At 73.2% G+C, this 17,267-nt stretch carries 18 protein-coding genes; 14 read left to right on the forward strand and 4 right to left on the reverse strand.

Translation table 11 applies throughout. The features are described from left to right. Nucleotides 1-2 precede the first annotated feature (2 nt). Both BMZ92_RS08625 and BMZ92_RS08630 read left to right on the forward strand, forming a co-directional pair. Entirely contained in the window at nucleotides 3-626 is a 624-nt protein-coding gene (locus tag BMZ92_RS08625; RefSeq protein ID WP_091505237.1) for a DivIVA domain-containing protein, read from the forward strand. Further along, nucleotides 623-1,003 carry a group I truncated hemoglobin gene (locus tag BMZ92_RS08630; protein ID WP_091505238.1) on the forward strand — a complete coding sequence of 127 codons (381 nt, stop codon included), beginning with the start codon at nucleotides 623-625 and terminating at the stop codon, nucleotides 1,001-1,003. Before BMZ92_RS08625 ends, BMZ92_RS08630 begins: the two co-directional genes overlap by 4 nt. 436 nt (nucleotides 1,004-1,439) lie before the next feature. On the opposite strand, the gene BMZ92_RS08635 is transcribed toward BMZ92_RS08630, so the two are convergent. After that, nucleotides 1,440-2,372 carry a dihydrodipicolinate synthase family protein gene (locus BMZ92_RS08635; RefSeq protein ID WP_091505239.1) on the reverse strand — a complete coding sequence of 311 codons (933 nt, stop codon included), beginning with the start codon at nucleotides 2,370-2,372 and terminating at the stop codon, nucleotides 1,440-1,442. Between the two features lie 625 nt (nucleotides 2,373-2,997). Continuing rightward, on the reverse strand, nucleotides 2,998-3,663 hold the full coding sequence (locus BMZ92_RS08640; protein WP_091505240.1) for a FadR/GntR family transcriptional regulator: 666 nt from the start codon (nucleotides 3,661-3,663) through the stop codon (nucleotides 2,998-3,000). Nucleotides 3,664-3,750: 87 nt separating this feature from the next. Here BMZ92_RS08640 and BMZ92_RS08645 point away from each other — a divergent pair, with 87 nt between their 5' ends. Further along, nucleotides 3,751-5,154 carry a sialate:H+ symport family MFS transporter gene (locus BMZ92_RS08645; RefSeq protein WP_091505241.1) on the forward strand — a complete coding sequence of 468 codons (1,404 nt, stop codon included), beginning with the start codon at nucleotides 3,751-3,753 and terminating at the stop codon, nucleotides 5,152-5,154. On the opposite strand, the gene BMZ92_RS08650 is transcribed toward BMZ92_RS08645, so the two are convergent. Beyond that, entirely contained in the window at nucleotides 5,093-5,890 is a 798-nt protein-coding gene (locus BMZ92_RS08650; RefSeq protein ID WP_218153420.1) for a rhomboid family intramembrane serine protease, read from the reverse strand. The genes BMZ92_RS08645 and BMZ92_RS08650 overlap by 62 nt on opposite strands. Nucleotides 5,891-5,932: 42 nt before the next feature. On the opposite strand from BMZ92_RS08650, the gene BMZ92_RS08655 reads away from it, so the two are divergent. Beyond that, a complete protein-coding gene (locus tag BMZ92_RS08655; protein ID WP_091505242.1) occupies nucleotides 5,933-6,877 on the forward strand; it encodes a ribose-phosphate diphosphokinase in 945 nt (314 codons plus the stop codon). On the opposite strand, the gene BMZ92_RS08660 is transcribed toward BMZ92_RS08655, so the two are convergent. Beyond that, nucleotides 6,878-7,789 carry a CE1 family esterase gene (locus BMZ92_RS08660; RefSeq protein ID WP_143249822.1) on the reverse strand — a complete coding sequence of 304 codons (912 nt, stop codon included), beginning with the start codon at nucleotides 7,787-7,789 and terminating at the stop codon, nucleotides 6,878-6,880. 199 nt (nucleotides 7,790-7,988) lie between these two features. Here BMZ92_RS08660 and BMZ92_RS08665 point away from each other — a divergent pair, with 199 nt between their 5' ends. The 10 genes from BMZ92_RS08665 (at nucleotide 7,989) to BMZ92_RS08710 (ending at nucleotide 17,267) form a co-directional block, all read left to right on the forward strand. Then, the gene (locus tag BMZ92_RS08665) at nucleotides 7,989-9,473 is read left to right on the forward strand and encodes a class I adenylate-forming enzyme family protein (RefSeq protein WP_177228602.1); all 1,485 of its coding nucleotides are present in this window, start codon (nucleotides 7,989-7,991) and stop codon (nucleotides 9,471-9,473) included. After that, the gene (locus tag BMZ92_RS08670) at nucleotides 9,470-10,618 is read left to right on the forward strand and encodes an acyltransferase (protein WP_177228603.1); all 1,149 of its coding nucleotides are present in this window, start codon (nucleotides 9,470-9,472) and stop codon (nucleotides 10,616-10,618) included. Before BMZ92_RS08665 ends, BMZ92_RS08670 begins: the two co-directional genes overlap by 4 nt. Beyond that, complete coding sequence (locus tag BMZ92_RS08675; RefSeq protein WP_091505245.1) at nucleotides 10,615-11,346, forward strand: phosphosulfolactate synthase; 732 nt, start codon at nucleotides 10,615-10,617, stop codon at nucleotides 11,344-11,346. Before BMZ92_RS08670 ends, BMZ92_RS08675 begins: the two co-directional genes overlap by 4 nt. Nucleotides 11,347-11,367: 21 nt before the next feature. Next, complete coding sequence (locus BMZ92_RS08680; protein ID WP_091505246.1) at nucleotides 11,368-11,766, forward strand: VOC family protein; 399 nt, start codon at nucleotides 11,368-11,370, stop codon at nucleotides 11,764-11,766. Beyond that, on the forward strand, nucleotides 11,766-12,335 hold the full coding sequence (locus tag BMZ92_RS08685) for a histidine phosphatase family protein (protein ID WP_091505247.1): 570 nt from the start codon (nucleotides 11,766-11,768) through the stop codon (nucleotides 12,333-12,335). Before BMZ92_RS08680 ends, BMZ92_RS08685 begins: the two co-directional genes overlap by 1 nt. Before the next feature lie 43 nt (nucleotides 12,336-12,378). Next, on the forward strand, nucleotides 12,379-14,625 hold the full coding sequence (locus tag BMZ92_RS08690; RefSeq protein ID WP_091505248.1) for a tetratricopeptide repeat protein: 2,247 nt from the start codon (nucleotides 12,379-12,381) through the stop codon (nucleotides 14,623-14,625). A 122-nt stretch (nucleotides 14,626-14,747) separates the two neighbouring features. Beyond that, a complete protein-coding gene (locus BMZ92_RS08695) occupies nucleotides 14,748-15,470 on the forward strand; it encodes a hypothetical protein (RefSeq protein ID WP_091505249.1) in 723 nt (240 codons plus the stop codon). Continuing rightward, the gene (locus BMZ92_RS08700; RefSeq protein ID WP_091505250.1) at nucleotides 15,467-15,841 is read left to right on the forward strand and encodes a GntR family transcriptional regulator; all 375 of its coding nucleotides are present in this window, start codon (nucleotides 15,467-15,469) and stop codon (nucleotides 15,839-15,841) included. Before BMZ92_RS08695 ends, BMZ92_RS08700 begins: the two co-directional genes overlap by 4 nt. 10 nt (nucleotides 15,842-15,851) lie before the next feature. Continuing rightward, on the forward strand, nucleotides 15,852-16,634 hold the full coding sequence (locus BMZ92_RS08705) for a hypothetical protein (RefSeq protein ID WP_091505251.1): 783 nt from the start codon (nucleotides 15,852-15,854) through the stop codon (nucleotides 16,632-16,634). A 9-nt stretch (nucleotides 16,635-16,643) separates the two neighbouring features. After that, nucleotides 16,644-17,267 (forward strand): L-threonylcarbamoyladenylate synthase, encoded by a 624-nt coding sequence (locus tag BMZ92_RS08710; RefSeq protein WP_091505252.1) that lies wholly within the window; start codon nucleotides 16,644-16,646, stop codon nucleotides 17,265-17,267.

The raw sequence follows: 17,267 nt of genomic DNA on the forward strand, positions 1-17,267 counted from the left end.
CGATGACAGTGCAGGCCAACGAATCCCGGCAGCCCGCCGCCCGGCGGATCCTGACCCCCGAGCGGATCCGCAGCATCACGTTCAGCAAGTCGCCGCTGGGCAGGCGGGGGGTCGACCCGGACGAGGTGGAGTTGTTCCAGCGGCGGCTGGCGGAGGAGATCGCGGCCGGTGAGGCCGAGAACGCGCGGCTGCGCGCGGAGGTCGAGCGGTTGCGCGACTGGTACCGCAGCCACGGCGAGAACGTGGACCCGGTGCTGCTGCCCGCACAGGTGGACGTCGAGGCGGTGACCCTGCTGTCCGAGGCGCAGTTGCAGGCGGAGGCCTACATCGCGCAGGCGGAGGCGCACTGCCGTCGGCTCACCGGCGACGCGCGGCGGCAGGCGACCACGCTGCTGCGGGACGCGGAGCAGCGGGCCGAGGTGGCGGCGCGGGAGGCGGTGCGCGCGTACCGCGCCGACGCCGGGCCCGACCACACGGCGGAGCTCGAGGAGATGGAGCGGCGGATGGCGTGGCTGCGGGCGTTCTGCCACGCGGTGCAGGTCCAGCTGCACGCGGCCTCGGACGCGTTCGCGGAGGAGATCGACAAGCTCACCCAGTTCAGCCCACCGGAGCGGAGGCGGCCATGAGCAGCATCTACGAGCAGATCGGCGGCGAGGAGGCGTTGAGCGCGGTCGTGGAGGACTTCTACGACCGGGTGCTGGCGGATCCGGAGCTGCGGGTCTTCTTCGCCGGTGCCAACCTGAACCGGTTGAAGGGCAGGCAGGTCGAGTTCTTCTCCGGCGCGCTCGGTGGTCCGGACCACTACGAGGGGCTGAGCATGAAGGAGGCGCACCGCGGGCGCGGCATCGGCCAGGACCACTTCGACCGCGTGGCCACCCTGCTCGCCGCTTCCCTGCGCGACGCCGGGGTGCCGCCCGAACTGGTGGACCGGATCCTCGCGGCGGTCGCCCCGCTCGCGACGGACATCGTGTCCCCGGCGGCGGCCCCCACCCCGCGCGGCTGAAAGCCGGGGGACGCCCTACCCCGAAAAACCGCGCCGCCCGCTCCCCCACGGGCGGCGCGGTTTTTCGGGGGGTGGTGCGTGGGTGTTGCGGGGTGGCGGCGAGCGTCGTTCCCGGCCCCGCGTCGTTCCCGGCCCCGGGTGAGCCGCGTCGGTGGGCCCGGCGGCAGGGTCGTCGCAGCACGGCTCGGCAGCCGCGGGTGCCCCCTGTGGCCACCATCGTTGCCTCCCAGCGGCGACAGCGCGCCCGTCCACCCGGCCACGGCAACTCGCCCCGCCGGTACGAACGCGGCCACCCCGCCTCATGCGGCCACCATCACCGGTTCCCAGCGGCGCCCGTCCACGAAGCCACCACAACTCGCCGCCGGATGCGGCCAGCCCCCGGGCCGCCACCGTTCTCGCGCGCTGCCCCGGCGGTCGCCGTTCCGCCCCGGCCCCGTCAGCCGTGGATGGCGGAGAGCCCGGCCGCGGCGAGGAGCTCCCGCACCTCGGCCTGCTCGCGTTCGCCGAGCGGGTGCATGGGCAGGCTCGTGGTGCCGTGGGCCAGGATCCCGCGGGCGACGAGCGCGTGCTTGAACGCGCCGATCGCGGAGGCGTAGGGCCCGAGGTCCGCGCCGCCGACGGTGATCATCCGGAACAGGGCGCGCAGGCGGCGTTGTTCGGTCGCGGCCTCGGCCCAGTCGTCCCGTCTGGCGGCGTTCCAGAGCCGGAGGTAGCCGTGGGGGTCGACGTTGCCGAGGCCGGGGACGAGTCCGTGCGCACCGAGGAACACGGCGACGTCTGCCATGGTCTCGGAGCCGGTGAAGACCCGGAAACGCGTGGTGTCGACGAGTTCGAGCACGGCGCGGAGGCCGTCGAGGTCGCCGCTGGAGTCCTTGAGCCCGTCGAGGGTGCCGTCGGCGGCCAGTTCGGCAACGGTGTGTGCGGGCAGTTTGGCGTGCACCGAGCCGGGGATGTCGTAAGCGACGAGCGGCAGGTCGACGGCGGCGCGGATGGCGCGGAAATGCGTGCCGAACTCGACGGGCGCGGTGGGCGCGTAGAACGGCGCCGTCGCGACGACGGCGTCCGCCCCGTGCGCCTGGGCGGCGCGGGCCTGCGCGATGACGCGGGGCGTGGTGGTGTCCACGACGCCGGCCAGCACGGGCACCTGCCCGGCCGCGACGGAGGTGACGACGTCGAGCACCCGGTGGCGGACGTCGTCGGTCAGGTAGGCCACCTCGCCCGTCGAACCGGTGACGAAGAGCCCGTGCACGCCCGCGTCGAGCAAGAAGCCGGTGAGCCGCTCCAGCGAGGGAACGTCCAGTTCGCGCCCGGGCGTGAGCGGCGTGCACAGCGGCGGGATGACGCCGTGGTCGGGGACGGGGGCAGGCATGAAACTCCGATCAGGACATAGGACGTTGGACGTCCTATGTTGCCGCTGGAGCGGGCCGGGGTCAAGGGGCGAAGTGGCAGCGGAGGGGCTACGGCGAGACAAGGCAAGGAACAAGGGCAAGCCAGCCTGAGCGGCCGCGGCGAGGAGGGCTTCCACGCCATGCGGCGATGAGCGGCGGGAAGGCAGCGGAGCCGGTTTCCGCCTGGGAATTTCGTCCTGATCACGTCGAAATCCTCATTCCTTCTGGCGCGGAAGCTGGATTCCCATCCACTCCGAACCGTCGGACGTCCTGGCAATCGGGAGAGCGCCGCCTAGAAAATCGGGAAGGGCGCCAGCCTAATTCTGCGAAGGCGCCATTTGCCCGATTTCACGGCATGCCTCGACGGCTGGCGGAATTGACCTTTCCTTGCTTCCGGAACGGGAGCAAGGAACCGATCCTGAATTCACCCACACCAAGACCGCCTTGGCCAGACCGCGCCACCAGTGCCGGAGGCCGAACACCATCCAGGCCCAACCAGCTCGAGCCGTCAGCCCCAACCCCCACGCAGCAAACCGCAAGCCCAACCCCACCCCGCCTCAACCCACGCCGGAGCCCCAAACCCAGCAGCCCAACCCCACCCCGGCCTCACCCCGCCGCGATGCGCTGCCGGATCTCGTCGAAGTGGCGGCTCACGGCTTCGCCGATCGCGCGGGGGTCGGCGGCCGCTATGGCCTCCAGGATCTCCTGGTGCTTGGCCACCAGGCCCTCCGGCTGCGACGTCGGCGCGCCCACGTGCGACTCGGTCTGCCGGTAGACGTCCCAGAACAGGCGGATCAGCTCCAGCGCCAGCTCGTTGCCCGCGGCCTCGCCGATCAGCTCGTGGAAGCGGCGGTCGGCGGCGGGCGCGGTCGCCGGGTCGACCATCCGGTCGACGCACTCCCCCAGCGCGCTCAGCAGCTTCCCGTCCCCCACCACGCGCCGCGTCAGCTCCGTCTCCAGTATCTGCCGCACCTCCAGCAGATCGCTGAGCCCCCGCAGGTCGTCCCTCGACCGCGCCCTCGTGCGGAACAGCAGCGACGGGCTCAGCGCCGCCATGCTGGCCTCCCCCACGAACGTGCCGTACCCGTGCCGGATCTCCACGATCCCCAGCGCCTGCAACGTCCGCAGCGCCTCCCGCACCGAGTTCCGCGCCACCCCGAACTCCTCCATCAGCCGCGGCTCCGGCGGCAGCGGGTCACCCGGCCGCAGCTGCCGCCGGTCGATCAGCTCGACGATGGAATCGACCAGCTCCTGGCTGCGTGTGGTGCGCACTCTTGCCTCACTTCGACGTTCTGGGCTAGCGTACCGGCGCATCATATGACGTCCAACGTCCTACCACTCCTCGACGAAGAGGTGACCATGAGTTCCCCCCGCATCCCCTGGTACCGCCAGCTCGGACCAGGGCGGTGGAAGGCGTTCGGCGCCGCCTGGCTGGGCTACCTGCTCGACGGCTTCGACTTCGTGATCATCACGCTGGTCCTCACCGAGATCCGCACCGAGTTCCACCTGTCGCTGGCCGGCGCCGCGACGCTCGTGTCCGCCGCGTTCGTGTCGCGCTGGTTCGGCGGGCTCGCGCTCGGCGCCTTCGGCGACCGCTTCGGCCGCCGCCCCGCCATGATCCTCAGCATCGTCTGCTACGCCGTGGGCACCGCGCTCTGCGGCTTCGCCTGGAGCTACTGGTCCCTGTTCGTCTTCCGGGCGATCGTGGGCATCGGCATGGCGGGCGAGTACGGCTCCAGCAGCACCTACGTCCTGGAGAGCTGGCCGAAGCACCTGCGCAACCGCGCGAGCGGCTTCCTGCTGTCCGCCTACCCCGTCGGCACGATCCTCGCCGCCCGCGCGTACGACCTCGTCGTCCCGCACCTGGGCTGGCGGTGGCTGTTCTGGATCGGCATCGTGCCCGTGCTCGTCGCGCTGTGGCTGCGCCGCGCCCTGCCCGAGGCGCAGGACTGGACCGAGGAGGTCGCCGCACGCCGGGAAGGCAGCACGAGCGCCACGGCGCTGCTGAACCGCCGGTGGACCGCCGTCAACGTCGTCATCGGCGTGGTGATCGCCGTCTGCCTCGTGCTCATCTTCTCCGGGCACGCCGGCTCGCTCTACCCGCTGTACATCGCGCTCTGCGTCGCCGGGTTCGTCGCGTTCGCCGTGCAGGTCGCGGGCCGCTCGTGGGCGATGGCCGTCGGCCTCATGGCCACCGTGTTCTGCGCCTTCCTCTACTCCTGGCCGATCCAGTCGCTGCTGCCCACCTACCTCAAGACCGCGCTGCACTACGACGCCGGGCAGGTCGCCAACGCGCTGACCTGGGCCGGGCTCGGCTACGCGGCGGGCTCGTGCCTCGCGGGGATCGTCGGCGACCGGTTCGGCACGCGCACCACCTACGTCGGCGGGCTCGTGCTGTCGCTGGCGTTCGTGTTCCCCGCGTTCGCGCTCGGCGGGGGCAACGTCGTCGCTGTGTGGGTGCTGTTGTTCGCGCTGCAGGCCACCAGCTCCGGCATCTCCGGCCTGCTGCCGAAGTACATCGGCGACCACTTCCCGGTCCGGGTGCGCGCGGCGAGCCTCGGCTTCACCTACAACGTCGGCGCGCTCGGCGGCGCCGTGGCCCCGCTCGCCGGTGCCCAGGTTTCGGCGCACATCGGGCTCGGCCCGGCACTGGTGTGGCTCGCGGGCGGGCTGACGCTGGTCACGGCGCTGCTGGTCGGGTTCAACGTTCCGGCCAGGCTGGCCCGGGCGCGCCGCGAGGAGGCTTCCGCCGCCGCAGGGTGAACCCCAGCAGCGCGCCGACGAGGAACCCGGCGACGTGCGCGGCGTAGGCGACCGAGCCCGCCTGCGCCGTGCCGTAGCCGGTCGCGTAGAACGCCTGCAGGACGAACCACATGCCGAGCATCAGCCACGCCGGCACGCGCAGCGGCAGGAAGAACAGCACCGGGATCAGCCCCCAGACGCGGGCACGGGGGTAGATCACCAGGTACGCGCCGAGCACGCCCGCGATCGCTCCCGACGCCCCGACGAGCGGCTGCGTCGAAGACGGGTCGGTGAGCGCGAAGCCGTAGCCCGCGGCGTACCCGCACACGAGGTAGAACAGCAGGAACCGCACGCGGCCGAGCCGGTCCTCGATGTTGTTGCCGAAGATCGCGAGGAACAGCATGTTGCCGAGCAGGTGCGTCCAGCTGGAGTGCAGGAACATCGACGTCAGCACCGACAACACGGGCGACTTGCCGTAGCCGGGCGGGCCGAGCAGGCAGCCCGCGCCCTGCGGGGTGAGCACGGCGCGGCCGGTGGGCACGAGCGCGGGTCCCTGGTTGCGCAGCAGCTCGGCGGGGACGGCACCCCACCGTTCCACGAACGCCTGCAGGTCGCACAGCTGTGCCAGGCCGGGGTTGCCGACGAGCGTGTGCGCCGCGGCGGGCATCAGCAGGAACACCACCACGTTCGCCGCGACGAGGGCGTAGGTCAGCCAGGGCGTGCGGCGCAGCGGGTTGACGTCGTGGACGGGGATCACGCGTCAGGCATACCCCACGAAAGCCCGGGTAGCATTCCGGGCGTGCGCGAGATCGCCGTTTTCAGCGGTAGTGCCCATCCCGAGCTGGCCGAGGAGATCTGTGCCCACCTCGGCGTCGACCTGCACCCGGTGAGCGTGCGGCGGTTCGCCAACGACTGCCTCGAGGTGCAGCTGCAGGCCAACTGCCGCGAGCGGGACGTGTTCCTCATCCAGCCCATCGTCGCCCCGGTGCAGGAGCACCTCGTCGAGCTGCTGCTCATGCTCGACGCCGCGCGGGGCGCCTCGGCGGCCCGTACGACCGTGGTGATGCCGCACTACGCGTACGCGCGGTCGGACAAGAAGGACGCGCCGCGGATCTCGATCGGCGGGCGGCTGGTGGCGGACCTGCTGGTGACGGCCGGCGCCAACCGGGTGCTCGCGATGACGCTGCATTCGCCGCAGGTGCACGGGTTCTTCAGCGTGCCGGTCGACCACCTGCACGCGCTGCGGGAGCTGGCCCGGCACTTCCGCCGCCACGACCTGGGCAACACCACCGTCGTCTCCCCCGACCTCGGCAACGCCAAGCCCGCGTCGCACTTCGCGCGCCTGCTCGGCGTGCCCGTCGCGGCCGGGGCGAAGGAACGCTTCGCCGACGACCGGGTGAGCATCACGTCGATCATCGGCGAGGTCGCCGGGCGGGACGTGATCGTGCTCGACGACGAGATCGCCAAGGGCAGCACGGTACTGGAGCTGCTCGCGCGGCTGCGGGAGATGGGCGTGCGGTCGATCCGGGTGGCGTGCACGCACGGGCTGTTCGCGGGCGGGGCGCTCAAGCGCATCGCGGACCAGCCCGACGTGGTGGAGATCGTCTGCACGAACACCGTGCCGGTGCGTCCCGACGAGACCACGCCGAAGCTGACCGTGCTGTCCATCGCGCCCGCGCTGGCGGAGGCGATGCGCCGCATCCACAACGGCGAGTCGGTCAGCGCGCTGTTCGACGCGCAGTGATCACGCCAGGCGCTGCCTGCTGAGGAAGTCCCACATGACCGTCGCCGCCGCGGCCTGCTCGCTGACGGCCGTGGTGTAGGGCGCGGAGGTGTGGCCCGCGGTGGGCCAGTAGTGCGTCAGTCCATTGTAGACGGCCGACGCCAGCTGGGTGCCCGTCGCGCACCCGGTCCACGTCGACAGCGTCAGCGGGCCGGTGTGGCTCGTGCTCGGCACGCCCGGGCAGCTGTCGCGTCGCTGCCACTGCGAGACCGCCTGGGCGAGCGCCGCGGTGGCGCTGGGCGAACCGCGTTCGGTCCGCACGAACGGGTCGGCCGTGCCCGCGGCGAGCAGTGCCGAAACCGGTTCGCCACCGGGGCAGTCCGCGAGCGGAACGGCCCCGTAGGTCGCGATTCCGGCGAAAACCCCCGGATGTGTGCAAACCTCTTCGAACGACAGTTTCGCCCCATTGCTGTAGCCCACCAGGTAAACCCGGCGCGGATCGCTCGCGAAGTACTGGGAAGCATCGGAAACCACGGCGGTCACGAACGCGGTGTCGGGCACGCCTTCCCGGCCGGCCACCCCGCAGCAGCCGTGCCCCGCGTTCCACGACTGGGAGATCCCGGAGGGGTAGACGATGTCGGCCAGCCCGCGCTGGGCGTAGAGCAGGAACCCGGTCCGCGCCGACTCCTGCTGCGCGGTGATGCCGCGGCCGTGCAGCACGACGAGCAGGGGAAGTCCCTTGTGGTGCAAGGAGGAGCCGACTGCGAGGTACGTCCGCTTCGTCCCCGCCACGGTGAGGTGGCGCTGCACCGTCGTGGTGGCGCCGGTGACGGCCGGCTGCGCCGGCGCGGTGTGGGCGGCGGGCGTGGGCGGCGCGCTCGCGGCCGGGGCGGCGCAGGCGGCCAGTGTGACGAACGCGGCGAGGCACGCCACCAACAGTCCTTTTTGTCCAGTTGCACGCGGAAACCGCCGGTAGCGCCGCCTTTTCATGACTGCCAGTGTGCCGGAACGACCGCGAAAAAAGCGTGAGCCGCAGGCCGTTCTCAGCTCCCTCTCATCCGCCTGCCAGCGGGCTCCTAGGAACACGGACGAAACTCGCTCCGTGTCCGGCGGAATGCGCGAGGAGGTTTTCATGACGGTGTCCCGCTTGTTGTCCACGCGGGCGGGCGAGCGGCCGGAGGAGGCCGCGTTCCTGTCCGGCGAGGACGGACGGGCACTGACCTGGCGAGCGGTGGCCGGGCACGCCGCGCGGTGGCACGGCCTCGCCCCGCCCGGCAGCCGGGTCGGGCTCGTCGTCGCCGACCCGCTGGCCTTCACCGCCGCCTACCTCGGCTGCCTGTCCGCGGGCCTCACCGCGGCCCCCGTGGACCCGCGGCTCACCGCGGCCGAGCTGTCCGACGTGCTGACGCGGCTGCACGTGGACGTGCTCGCCACCGACGGCGCGGACCCCGTCATCCGGCCCGAGGTCGACACCGTGCTGGTGGACCTCGCCGGCCCGCGGCGGATCTGGTCCGCCACCACGGCGGCCCGGCCCAGCGACGACGCGGCGCTGCGGCCCGCCGTCCTGCTCACCAGCTCCGGGACCACGGGGCGCCCCAAGGGAATTCCGCTCACCGAGTGGCAGCTGCTGCACGCCGCCGCCCGCGTCGCGCGGCACCACGGCTTCGGTCCCGGCGAGCGCGGGTACACGCCGCTGCCGTTGTTCCACGTCAACGCGCAGGTGATGGGCCTGCTCGCGACCGTGGTCAGCGGGGCGTCGCTGGTGCTGGACCGGCGGTTCGACGCGGGCGAGTACTGGGCGCGCGTGGCACGCCACTCCCCCACGTGGCTCAACGCCGTTCCCGCCGTGCTGGCGTCGCTCGCGGCACGCCCGGCCCCGCCCGCGCACGTCGCCGACCGCATCCGGTTCGCGCGCTCGGCGTCCGCGCCGCTGCCGCCCGCGACCGCGACGGCCTTCGCCGAGCGGACCGGGATCGGCGTGCTGGAGACCTACGGCATGTCCGAGGCGGCCGGGCAGATCACGGCGAACCCGCTCGACCCGGCGCGGCGCCGGGCCGGGTCGGTGGGCCTGCCGGTCGAGCTGGACCTCGTCGTCGCCGGGCCGGACGGCCGCGAAGCCGGACCGGGCGAGGAAGGCGAGGTGCTGCTGCGCGGCCCGCAGATCGTGTCGCAATACCTGGAGCTGACCGAGCGGGGGCCGGAACGGACGCGCGCGGCTCGCGACGACAACGGCTGGCTGCACACCGGCGACGTCGGCATCCGTGACGAGGCCGGGTTCCTGCGGCTGGCGGGCCGCGCGGACGACGTGATCAACCGGGGCGGCGAGAAGATCTACCCGCAGGAAGTGGAAAACGTGCTGCTCGCGCATCCCGGGGTCGCCGCGGTGGCGGTGGTCGGCGCACCGCACGAGCGCCTCGGCCAGGTACCGGTCGCGTTCGTGACGACCCGCGAACCGGACGCCGAAGCCCTCAAACGGCAACTGGGCGCCTGGTGCGAGGAGCGGCTGGCGCGCTACAAGCGGCCCACCGTCGTCGAAGTCACCGACGCGCTGCCGCTCGGGCCCACGGGCAAGGTGCTGCGCCGGGCCCTGCGCGCGGAGCTGGCGGGCAAGGCGTGAGCGCCCGCGGCGAGCACCTGCACTACGTCGACCTGATCCGGGTGCTGACCGTCGGCCTGGTCATCGGCACGCACGTGCTGGCGCTCGCGCCCGTGCCGCCGACGGCGCTCGACGGCGCGCTTGGCATGGTCTTCCACGTCAGCCGCGAGGTGTTCTTCCTGCTCACCGCGTTCGTGCTGACCTACAGCACGGGCCGGAAGCGGGTGCGCTGGCCGCGGTTCTGGCGGCGGCGCTACCTGTTCGTCGTGGTGCCGTACGTGGTGTGGACGGTGCTGTACTTCCTCGCCGACGGCGGCCCGTTCCTCGGCGAGAACCTCGTGCACCAGCTGCTCACCGGCACCGCGCGGTACCACCTGTACTTCCTGCTCGTCTCGATGCAGATCTACCTGGTGTTCCCGCTGATCAGGGCGCTGCTACGGGCGACGGAGCGGTGGCACGGCGCGCTGCTCGCGGGCGCGGCGGTATTCCAGCTGACCTTCACCTACGCCGTGCAGCAGCAGTGGGACCTCGGACCGCTGACGGGCTGGGTCCGCACGCCCGACGCGCTGCTGCCCAGCTACCTCGGGTACGTCCTCGCGGGCTCGATCGCCGCGTGGCACCGGGACGCGCTCGTGGCCTGGACCCGGCGGCACACGCGGGCGGTGTTCGCCGGGTGCGCGGCCATGATCACGCTGAGCGTGGCCGTCTACCTCGTGCACGTGTACGCGCTGGGTCAGCCGCCGTTGCAGGCGAGCGTGGTGTTCCAGCCCGTCGTCGCGGCCGAGAGCGTGGCGATCGCGTGGGCGTTCCTCGCCGCCGGGCTGCGGTGGCAGGAAAGCGGCCGCTTCGGGGAAAAGCTCGTCACCGCGACGTCGGACGCCTCGTTCGGCATCTACCTGCTGCACCCGCTGGTCCTGCAGGGCGCGCTGCTCGGCGCAACCTCGATCGGGCTCGTCGGCTTCGCCCAGACGGTGCCGAACGCCGTCGTGCTCGGCGTGCTCGTGGTCGTCGCGCTGCCCCTGCTCTACCTCGTCTCCGGGGTCGTCACCGCCGCCGCCCGGCGCACCCCGGCGAGCCTCGCGCTCACCGGCCGCGCCCGCACGCGGGCGTCCCGGCCCGCCCCCGCCCCCGAACTCGCGCTCGTGAACTCAGGAGGAGCCCGATGAGCCGCACCACGATGATGATCGACACCGGCCTGCCGACGGGACTGTTCACCGACGTGATCGCCAGCCACGGCGAGCTCGTCGGGCTGGTCAAGTTCGGCTGGGGCACGGCGCTCGTCACCAGGGAGCTCCACCGCAAGATCGCCGTGCTGCGGGAGGCCGGGATCGGCTTCTACTTCGGCGGCACGCTGTTCGAGTGGTACCTCGTGCAGGGCCGGATCGACGACTACCTGGCACTCGTCGAGCGCACCGGCGCCACCCACGTCGAGGTGTCCAACGGGACGATTCCCCTTGACCAGCAAGGCAAAGCGGAGTGGGTGCGGCGGATGTCCCGGTACCGGCCGGTGCTGGCGGAGGTCGGCTACAAGGACGCCGAACGCTCCGCGCGGCTGTCCCCCGCCGACTGGGCGGGTGCGATCCGGGAGGACCTGGACGCCGGGGCCGAACTGGTGATCACCGAGACGCGCGAGAGCGGCCGCAGCGGGATGGCCAGGCCCGACGGGCACCTGCGTGACGACGTGCTGCGCGCCGTGCTGGCGCGGATCGACGCCGGGCGGCTGCTGTTCGAGGCCCCCACGAAGGACCTGCAGGTCGAGCTGATCCGCGCGCTCGGGCCCGACGTGAACCTCGGCAACATCGCGCCCACCGACCTGGTCGGCGTGGAGACCCTGCGGCGCGGGCTGCGCGGCGACACGCTGCTGCAGCTCACCCCCGTCGCCGTGCCCGCCTGAACCGTCCACAAAGGAGAGAGAATGCGCAACACCCACGACGCCTGCCACATCGCCGTCCCGGCGAAGGACCTCGACGAGGCGGTGGAGTTCTACGTCTTCGGCCTCGGCGCGAAGCTCGCCCGCCGCTACGACGACCGCGTCACCTTCGACTTCTTCGGTGACCAGCTCGTGTGCCACCTGTCCGACGACGTGCCCGAGGAGGCCGTGATGTACCCGCGGCACTTCGGCGTGAGCTTCGCCGCGGCCGAGGACTTCGACCGGCTGCTGCGGCTCGTCGAGCACCGCAAGCTGCGCGTGCTGGCCGGTCCCGCGCTCCGCTTCGAGGGCACGGCCGAGCAGCACCGCACGATCGCGCTCGCCGACCCGTCGAACAACGTGATCGAGTTCAAGAACTACGACGACCCGCGGCTGCAGTTCTGATGGCGGTGCTGCACCTGGTGCGCCACGGCGAAAGCGCATGGAACCTCGCCGGGCGCGTGCAGGGACAGTCCGCCGAGGCCGGGTCGCTCACCGCGCGCGGCCTGCGGCAGGCGGCGGAGACGGCGGAGTTGCTCGTGCGGCGGCCCGTGTCGGCGATCTTCAGCAGCGACCTGCCCCGCGCCAGGGCCACCGCCGACGTCATCGCCCGGGCACTCGGGCTGCCCGTCCGGGAAGACCCGGCGCTGCGGGAACAGCACCTGGGCCACCTGGAGGGACGCCGGTTCACCGACCGGCTCGGTGACGGCACCGTGCAGGACGAGATCGACCGCCTGTGGCGCGAACCGTGGCGGCGGCCCGAAGGCGGCGAGAGCATCGCGGACCTCTACGAACGCATCCACACGACACTGGACCGCTACGCCGCGCACGACGGCGAACTGGTCCTCGTCGCCCACGGCGGACCCGTCCGCGTGGCCACCACCAGCGCCGATCCCCGGCTGCGTGAACCCGTGCCGCGCGTCGCTGTCGGTAACGCCTCGGTGACCACTCTGGGCCGCTCGCGCTGTTGCTGAACAGACATCCGCGGGCCGCACCGGCTATGGGAAAGTTACCGCGATGTCGTTCGAGTCCGGAAGCAGAGCATGGCGCCTCCTCGGTGCGGGCGCCGCCGCCGCGGTGGCCGTCGCCGCGGGGCTGCTCACGAGCGGGGGCACGCTCCCCGGCACCGTCGGGTGGACGATCGAGGTGGTCGCCGCGGCGGTGACCGGCCTGCTGGTGCTGCTCGCGTTCCGGCCGCCCCGGCGCGCGCCGCGCCCCGCGCCGCCACCGCCGGTGCCGGCGCGGCCGGCGTCCGCCCCGGCGAGGGCGATCCGGACCCTGCGGATCGGCGAACTGGACCCGGTGGCGCTCGGCGTCCACCCCGCGTGGCTCCTGCCGGGCGGGGCGCCCCTTCCCCCGTACGTCCCGCGCACCGCCGACGCCGAACTCGACCGCGCCCTCGCGCGCGGCGGGCTGGTGCTCGTGCAGGGCGACGCGGCGACGGGCAAGACCCGCACCGCGTACGAGGCCGTGCTGCGCAACGCGGAGCGACTCGGCTGGGAGAACGTGCTCGTGCCCGCCGACGCGGGTGCGCTGCGGGAGCTGGCGCGCGCGCTGCCGCCGAAGACCGTGGTGTGGCTGGACGACCTCGAGCGCTACCTCGCGACCGACAGCCTCGACGACCGGGTCCTGACGACCCTGTGCACCCGCGGCCCGTCGGACACGGTGATCCTCGCGACGCTGCGGTCCCGTGCCAGGGAAGCGCTCGGCGTCGACACCGACGGTCCCGGCGGCCGGGCCCGCCGGGTGCTGACGCGGGTCACGCCGGTGGAACTGGAGCGAGCGCTGGACCGGACGGAAACCGCCGCGGCACACCGGTTCCAGTCGGATCCGCGGATCGCGGGCGCGTTGCTCGACGAGACGCGACCCGGGTTCGGCGCGCACATCGCCGCCGGCCCGGAGGCGGTGCGACGCTGGCGGGAGGCCGAGAACGAGCGGGGCGCCGCGCTGGTGAGCGCCGCGGTCGACCTGCGTCGTGCCGGGTACCTCGAGCCGGTGCCGCTGGACTGGCTGGTGGCGCTGCACCCGCACTACCTGTCGCCGCGGTTCCGCAACCGCCTCGGCGAGCCGGACCTGGCGGGGGCGCTGGAGTGGGCGACGCAGCCGGTGCGCGGCGCGAGCCCCTGCCTCAAGCCCGCGGGGCCGGACCGCTACGTCGCGTTCGACTACCTCGTGGACGCCGCCGAGACCGGCGGTGACGTGCCGGAGCCGGTGTGGCAGCGGCTGCTGGGCGCGCACGCGCTGACGCCGGACCAGACGTTCCGCATCGCCAGGGCGGCGGTTCGGTTCGGGCGGCTGGCCGAGGCGGCGAACCTGTGGCAGCGACTCGCGCAGCGGGGTGACCAGCACGCGTTGTTCGACCTCGGGTGGGCGGCGCAGGCGGCCGGGGACCAGGCGGCGGCGGAGCAGTGGTACGTCCGGGCCGCCGAGGCGGGCAACGGCTGGGCGATGTCCAACCTCGGCACGCTCGCCGAAAACCGGGGCGAGATGCAGGTCGCCGAGCAGTGGTACCAGCGGGCCGCCGACGCCGGGGACACCACGGGCATGACCAACCTCGGCGGGCTGCTGGCGCAGACGGGGCGGATCGACCAGGCGCGCGCGGCCTACCAGCGGGCCGCCGCGGCGGGTGATCCGAACGGGCTGCGCAAGGAGGCCGTGCTGGAGCTGCTGCACGGGGACCGCAAGCGCGGGGCGGCGTTGCTGCGCAAGGTCGCGCTGTCCGGGGACCCGGCCGCGGTGCGGTTGATGGGGCTGTTGTCGCAGACCGAGGAGAACGCGCCGCACCGCCCGGACGTGGAGGCGCTGCGCCGGCTGGCGGCCGAGATGGGTGACGGCCAGGCGGCGCTCGACCTCGCGCGGAACCTGTGGAACCAGGGCGATCTCGACGCGGCGGAGACGTGGTTCCGCCGGGCGGCGGAGACGGAGAACGGCCGGGTCGCGGAGTTCGGGCTGGCGGTGCTGCTGGAGCAGCGGGGGCGGCCCGGTGACGCCGAGGTGTGGTACCGCCGGTCCGCCGAGCACGGCCTGCCGGAGGCGATGCTGAACCTGGGCACGCTGCTGCAGGACCGCGGTGTGTTCGCGGAGGCCGAGCGCTGGTACCACCGGGCGCTGGAGGCCGGGCACCTGCCCGCGGAGGTGAACCTGGGGGCGCTGCACTGGCGGCGCGGGAACCTCGCGGAGGGCCGGGCGTGGTACCAGCGGGCCGCCGACCGCGGGGACGAGCTGGCGAAACAGGCGCTGGAGAACCTCGAACCACGCCGGTGAGCGGCGTTCCCGGGCCGGGAGCGCGCTTCCCGAACGACCACCGCCGCCCGACCAGCCGGGCAGGACGGGCGCGCCCGACCCCGAAATGCTTGTAGCATCCCCTTGATACAAGGAGGTGCCCGATGGCGCTCGACAACATCCTGGCCGTGGCGGTGCTGCTGGGCCTGTTCGGCCTGGTGCTCCTCGTCGTGCTGTGGCCGGGACCCAGGCAAGGCCGCCGCCTGCTCGTGCGCTGGGGCGTGCCCGAACCGTCCGAAGTGGACACCGCGGAAGCGGTCCGCTATCTCAAGCGCCGCAGGTTCTGGTACCCCTGGCTGTTCCTGGCGCTGCCCCTGCTCGGCGACGCCGCCGGCCTCGCGCGGGCGGACGACTGGACTCTCGTGTGGACGGTACTGGTGGGCGGCCTGCTCGGCGAGCTGCTCGGCTGGCGGCCTCCGGCCGGTCCCCGCCGCGAGGCGATGTTGCGGCACCGCGGCGTCAGCGACCTCGTGCCCGTCTGGGCGCTCGTCCTGCTCGCGCTGGCCGTCGCCGGGGGCGTGGTCCGCGCCGTGCTCGCGCGGGACTGGGCGTGGCTGGGCGTGGACGCCGGCTGCACGCTCATCGTGGCCGCGGTGGTGCTGCTCGCCCTGCGCCGGCCCGCCACCGGGGACGCCGCGGTCGACCTCGTGCTGCGGGCCCGCAGCGCACGCGTCGCCACCGGGCTCGCCATCCTCGTCCCGGCCGCGCTGCCCCAGGCCTCGCAGACGCTGAGCCTGGGGCCGGTGCTGGTGTTCGTCGTGAGCCTGGCCGCCACGATCGCCGTGCTGGGACCGGACCGGCACGTCGCGGCCGCCGCGGTGGCATGACGGCGCTCCGGGTCGTCGTCGACGTGGGCAGCGGGCTCGCGCCGTGGCGCCAGGTGCAGGACCAGATCGTCCGGCTCATTACGCGCGGGGCGCTCACGCCGGGCACCCGCCTGCCGCCGATCCGCCAGCTGGCGGGCGACCTCGGTCTCGCGTCGGGCACGATCGCCCGCGTCTACCGCGAGCTGGAGGCGGCGGGCTGGGTCCGCACGGCACGCGCGCGCGGCACGGTCGTCGCGGACACCGCACCCCGTGCGGACGCGGCGGCGTTGCTGAGGGCGGCGGCCGCGGAGTTCGCCACCGCCGCGAAGGACCTCGGCGTCGACGCGGAAACAGCCGTCGCGGCGGTACGCGAGGCCTACGGCCCGGGCTAGCCTGCCCGGCATGGTGCTGGAGTGGCTGCTCAATGCCGATCCCGGTCTGCGGTGGCAGGTGCTGCGTGACCTGACCGGCGCGCCACCCGAAAAGGTGGCCGCCGAGCGTTCCCGCGTCGCGCGCGAGGGCTGGGGTGCGCGCCTGCACGCACTGCGCGACGACGACGGGCAGTGGGCGGGCGGGGCGTGCTTCCCGGCGGGGTTCGGCCGCGACTTCTCCGCCGGGCAGCCGTGGACGTCGACCCTGCCGACCCTGACCCTGCTGCGGGAACTCCGCGTCGATCCCGCGGACGCCCGTGTGCGCGAGACCATCGCGCTGGTGCGGGAGAACTGCCGGTGGGAGCACGCCGGGCAGCCGTTCTTCGCCGGCGAGGTCGAACCCTGCATCAACGGGCGGACCGTCGCGATCGGCGCCTACTTCGGTGTCGATGTCGACGGGATCGTCGAGCGGCTGGTCGGCGAGCAGCTCCCCGACGGCGGCTGGAACTGCGAGGCCGAGAACGGATCGGTGCGCTCTTCCTTCCACTCGACGATCTGCGTGCTCGAAGGGCTGCTGGAGCACGAGCGGGCGACCGGCGGCTCGCCCGCCTCCCGCCAGGAGGAGGCGATCGCCGTCGTGACCACGGCGCGCACGACCGACGGACGGTGGCTGCTGGAGAACACGCACCCCGGCGCGGTCCACTTCCCACTGGAGGACGGCGACGGCGCGCCGAGCCGGTGGAACACGCTGCGTGCCCTGCGCGTCCTGAACTGGTACGACGGTGGCCGCCCGCCCGGCCCGGCCGGTCTCTAAGCTCACGGCATGGCGAAGTACTTCGACGTCCATCCCGAGAACCCGCAGCGCCGCGCGATCGACCAGGTCGTCGGGATCGTCCGGGACGGCGGGCTCATCGCGTACCCGACGGACTCGTGCTTCGCGCTGGGCTGCCGGCTCGACAACAAGGACGGGCTCGACCGCATCCGCGAGGTCCGGCACCTCGACGACCGGCACCACTTCACCCTGGTGTGCTCGGATTTCGCGCAGCTCGGCCAGTTCGTCCACCTCAGCAACACCGTGTTCCGCGCCCTCAAGGCCGCCACCCCGGGCAGCTACACCTTCATCCTCCCGGCCACCAAGGAGGTGCCGCGGCGGCTGCTGCACCCGAAGAAGAAGACCGTCGGCGTGCGCATCCCGGACCACGTCGTCGCGCAGGCGCTCGTCGCCGCGCTCGGGGAGCCACTGGTCTCGAGCACCCTCCTGCTGCCGGACCACGAGGAGCCGCTGACGCAGGGCTGGGAGATCAAGGACGAGCTGGACCACGCGCTCGACGCCGTGATCGACTCCGGGGACTGCGGCACCGAGCCGACGACCGTAGTCGACTTCTCCGAGGACGAGCCGGTGATCGTGCGCCGCGGCGCGGGTGACCCGGCGCGGTTCGAGTCCTGA

The organism is Amycolatopsis sacchari (assembly GCF_900114035.1).
In the GTDB taxonomy this organism is placed as follows: Bacteria; Actinomycetota; Actinomycetes; order Mycobacteriales; family Pseudonocardiaceae; genus Amycolatopsis_E; species Amycolatopsis_E sacchari.

Excerpts from the sequence above, each read along its gene's own strand:
- BMZ92_RS08625 (WP_091505237.1), top strand. The coding sequence starts at position 3 with ATGACAGTGCAGGCCAACGAATCCCGGCAGCCCGCCGCCCGGCGGATC.
- BMZ92_RS08630 (WP_091505238.1), top strand. The coding sequence starts at position 623 with ATGAGCAGCATCTACGAGCAGATCGGCGGCGAGGAGGCGTTGAGCGCG.
- BMZ92_RS08635 (WP_091505239.1), bottom strand. The coding sequence starts at position 2,372 with ATGCCTGCCCCCGTCCCCGACCACGGCGTCATCCCGCCGCTGTGCACG.
- BMZ92_RS08645 (WP_091505241.1), top strand. The coding sequence starts at position 3,751 with ATGAGTTCCCCCCGCATCCCCTGGTACCGCCAGCTCGGACCAGGGCGG.
- BMZ92_RS08665 (WP_177228602.1), top strand. The coding sequence starts at position 7,989 with ATGACGGTGTCCCGCTTGTTGTCCACGCGGGCGGGCGAGCGGCCGGAG.
- BMZ92_RS08675 (WP_091505245.1), top strand. The coding sequence starts at position 10,615 with ATGAGCCGCACCACGATGATGATCGACACCGGCCTGCCGACGGGACTG.
- BMZ92_RS08680 (WP_091505246.1), top strand. The coding sequence starts at position 11,368 with ATGCGCAACACCCACGACGCCTGCCACATCGCCGTCCCGGCGAAGGAC.
- BMZ92_RS08685 (WP_091505247.1), top strand. The coding sequence starts at position 11,766 with ATGGCGGTGCTGCACCTGGTGCGCCACGGCGAAAGCGCATGGAACCTC.
- BMZ92_RS08690 (WP_091505248.1), top strand. The coding sequence starts at position 12,379 with ATGTCGTTCGAGTCCGGAAGCAGAGCATGGCGCCTCCTCGGTGCGGGC.
- BMZ92_RS08695 (WP_091505249.1), top strand. The coding sequence starts at position 14,748 with ATGGCGCTCGACAACATCCTGGCCGTGGCGGTGCTGCTGGGCCTGTTC.
- BMZ92_RS08700 (WP_091505250.1), top strand. The coding sequence starts at position 15,467 with ATGACGGCGCTCCGGGTCGTCGTCGACGTGGGCAGCGGGCTCGCGCCG.
- BMZ92_RS08705 (WP_091505251.1), top strand. The coding sequence starts at position 15,852 with ATGGTGCTGGAGTGGCTGCTCAATGCCGATCCCGGTCTGCGGTGGCAG.
- BMZ92_RS08710 (WP_091505252.1), top strand. The coding sequence starts at position 16,644 with ATGGCGAAGTACTTCGACGTCCATCCCGAGAACCCGCAGCGCCGCGCG.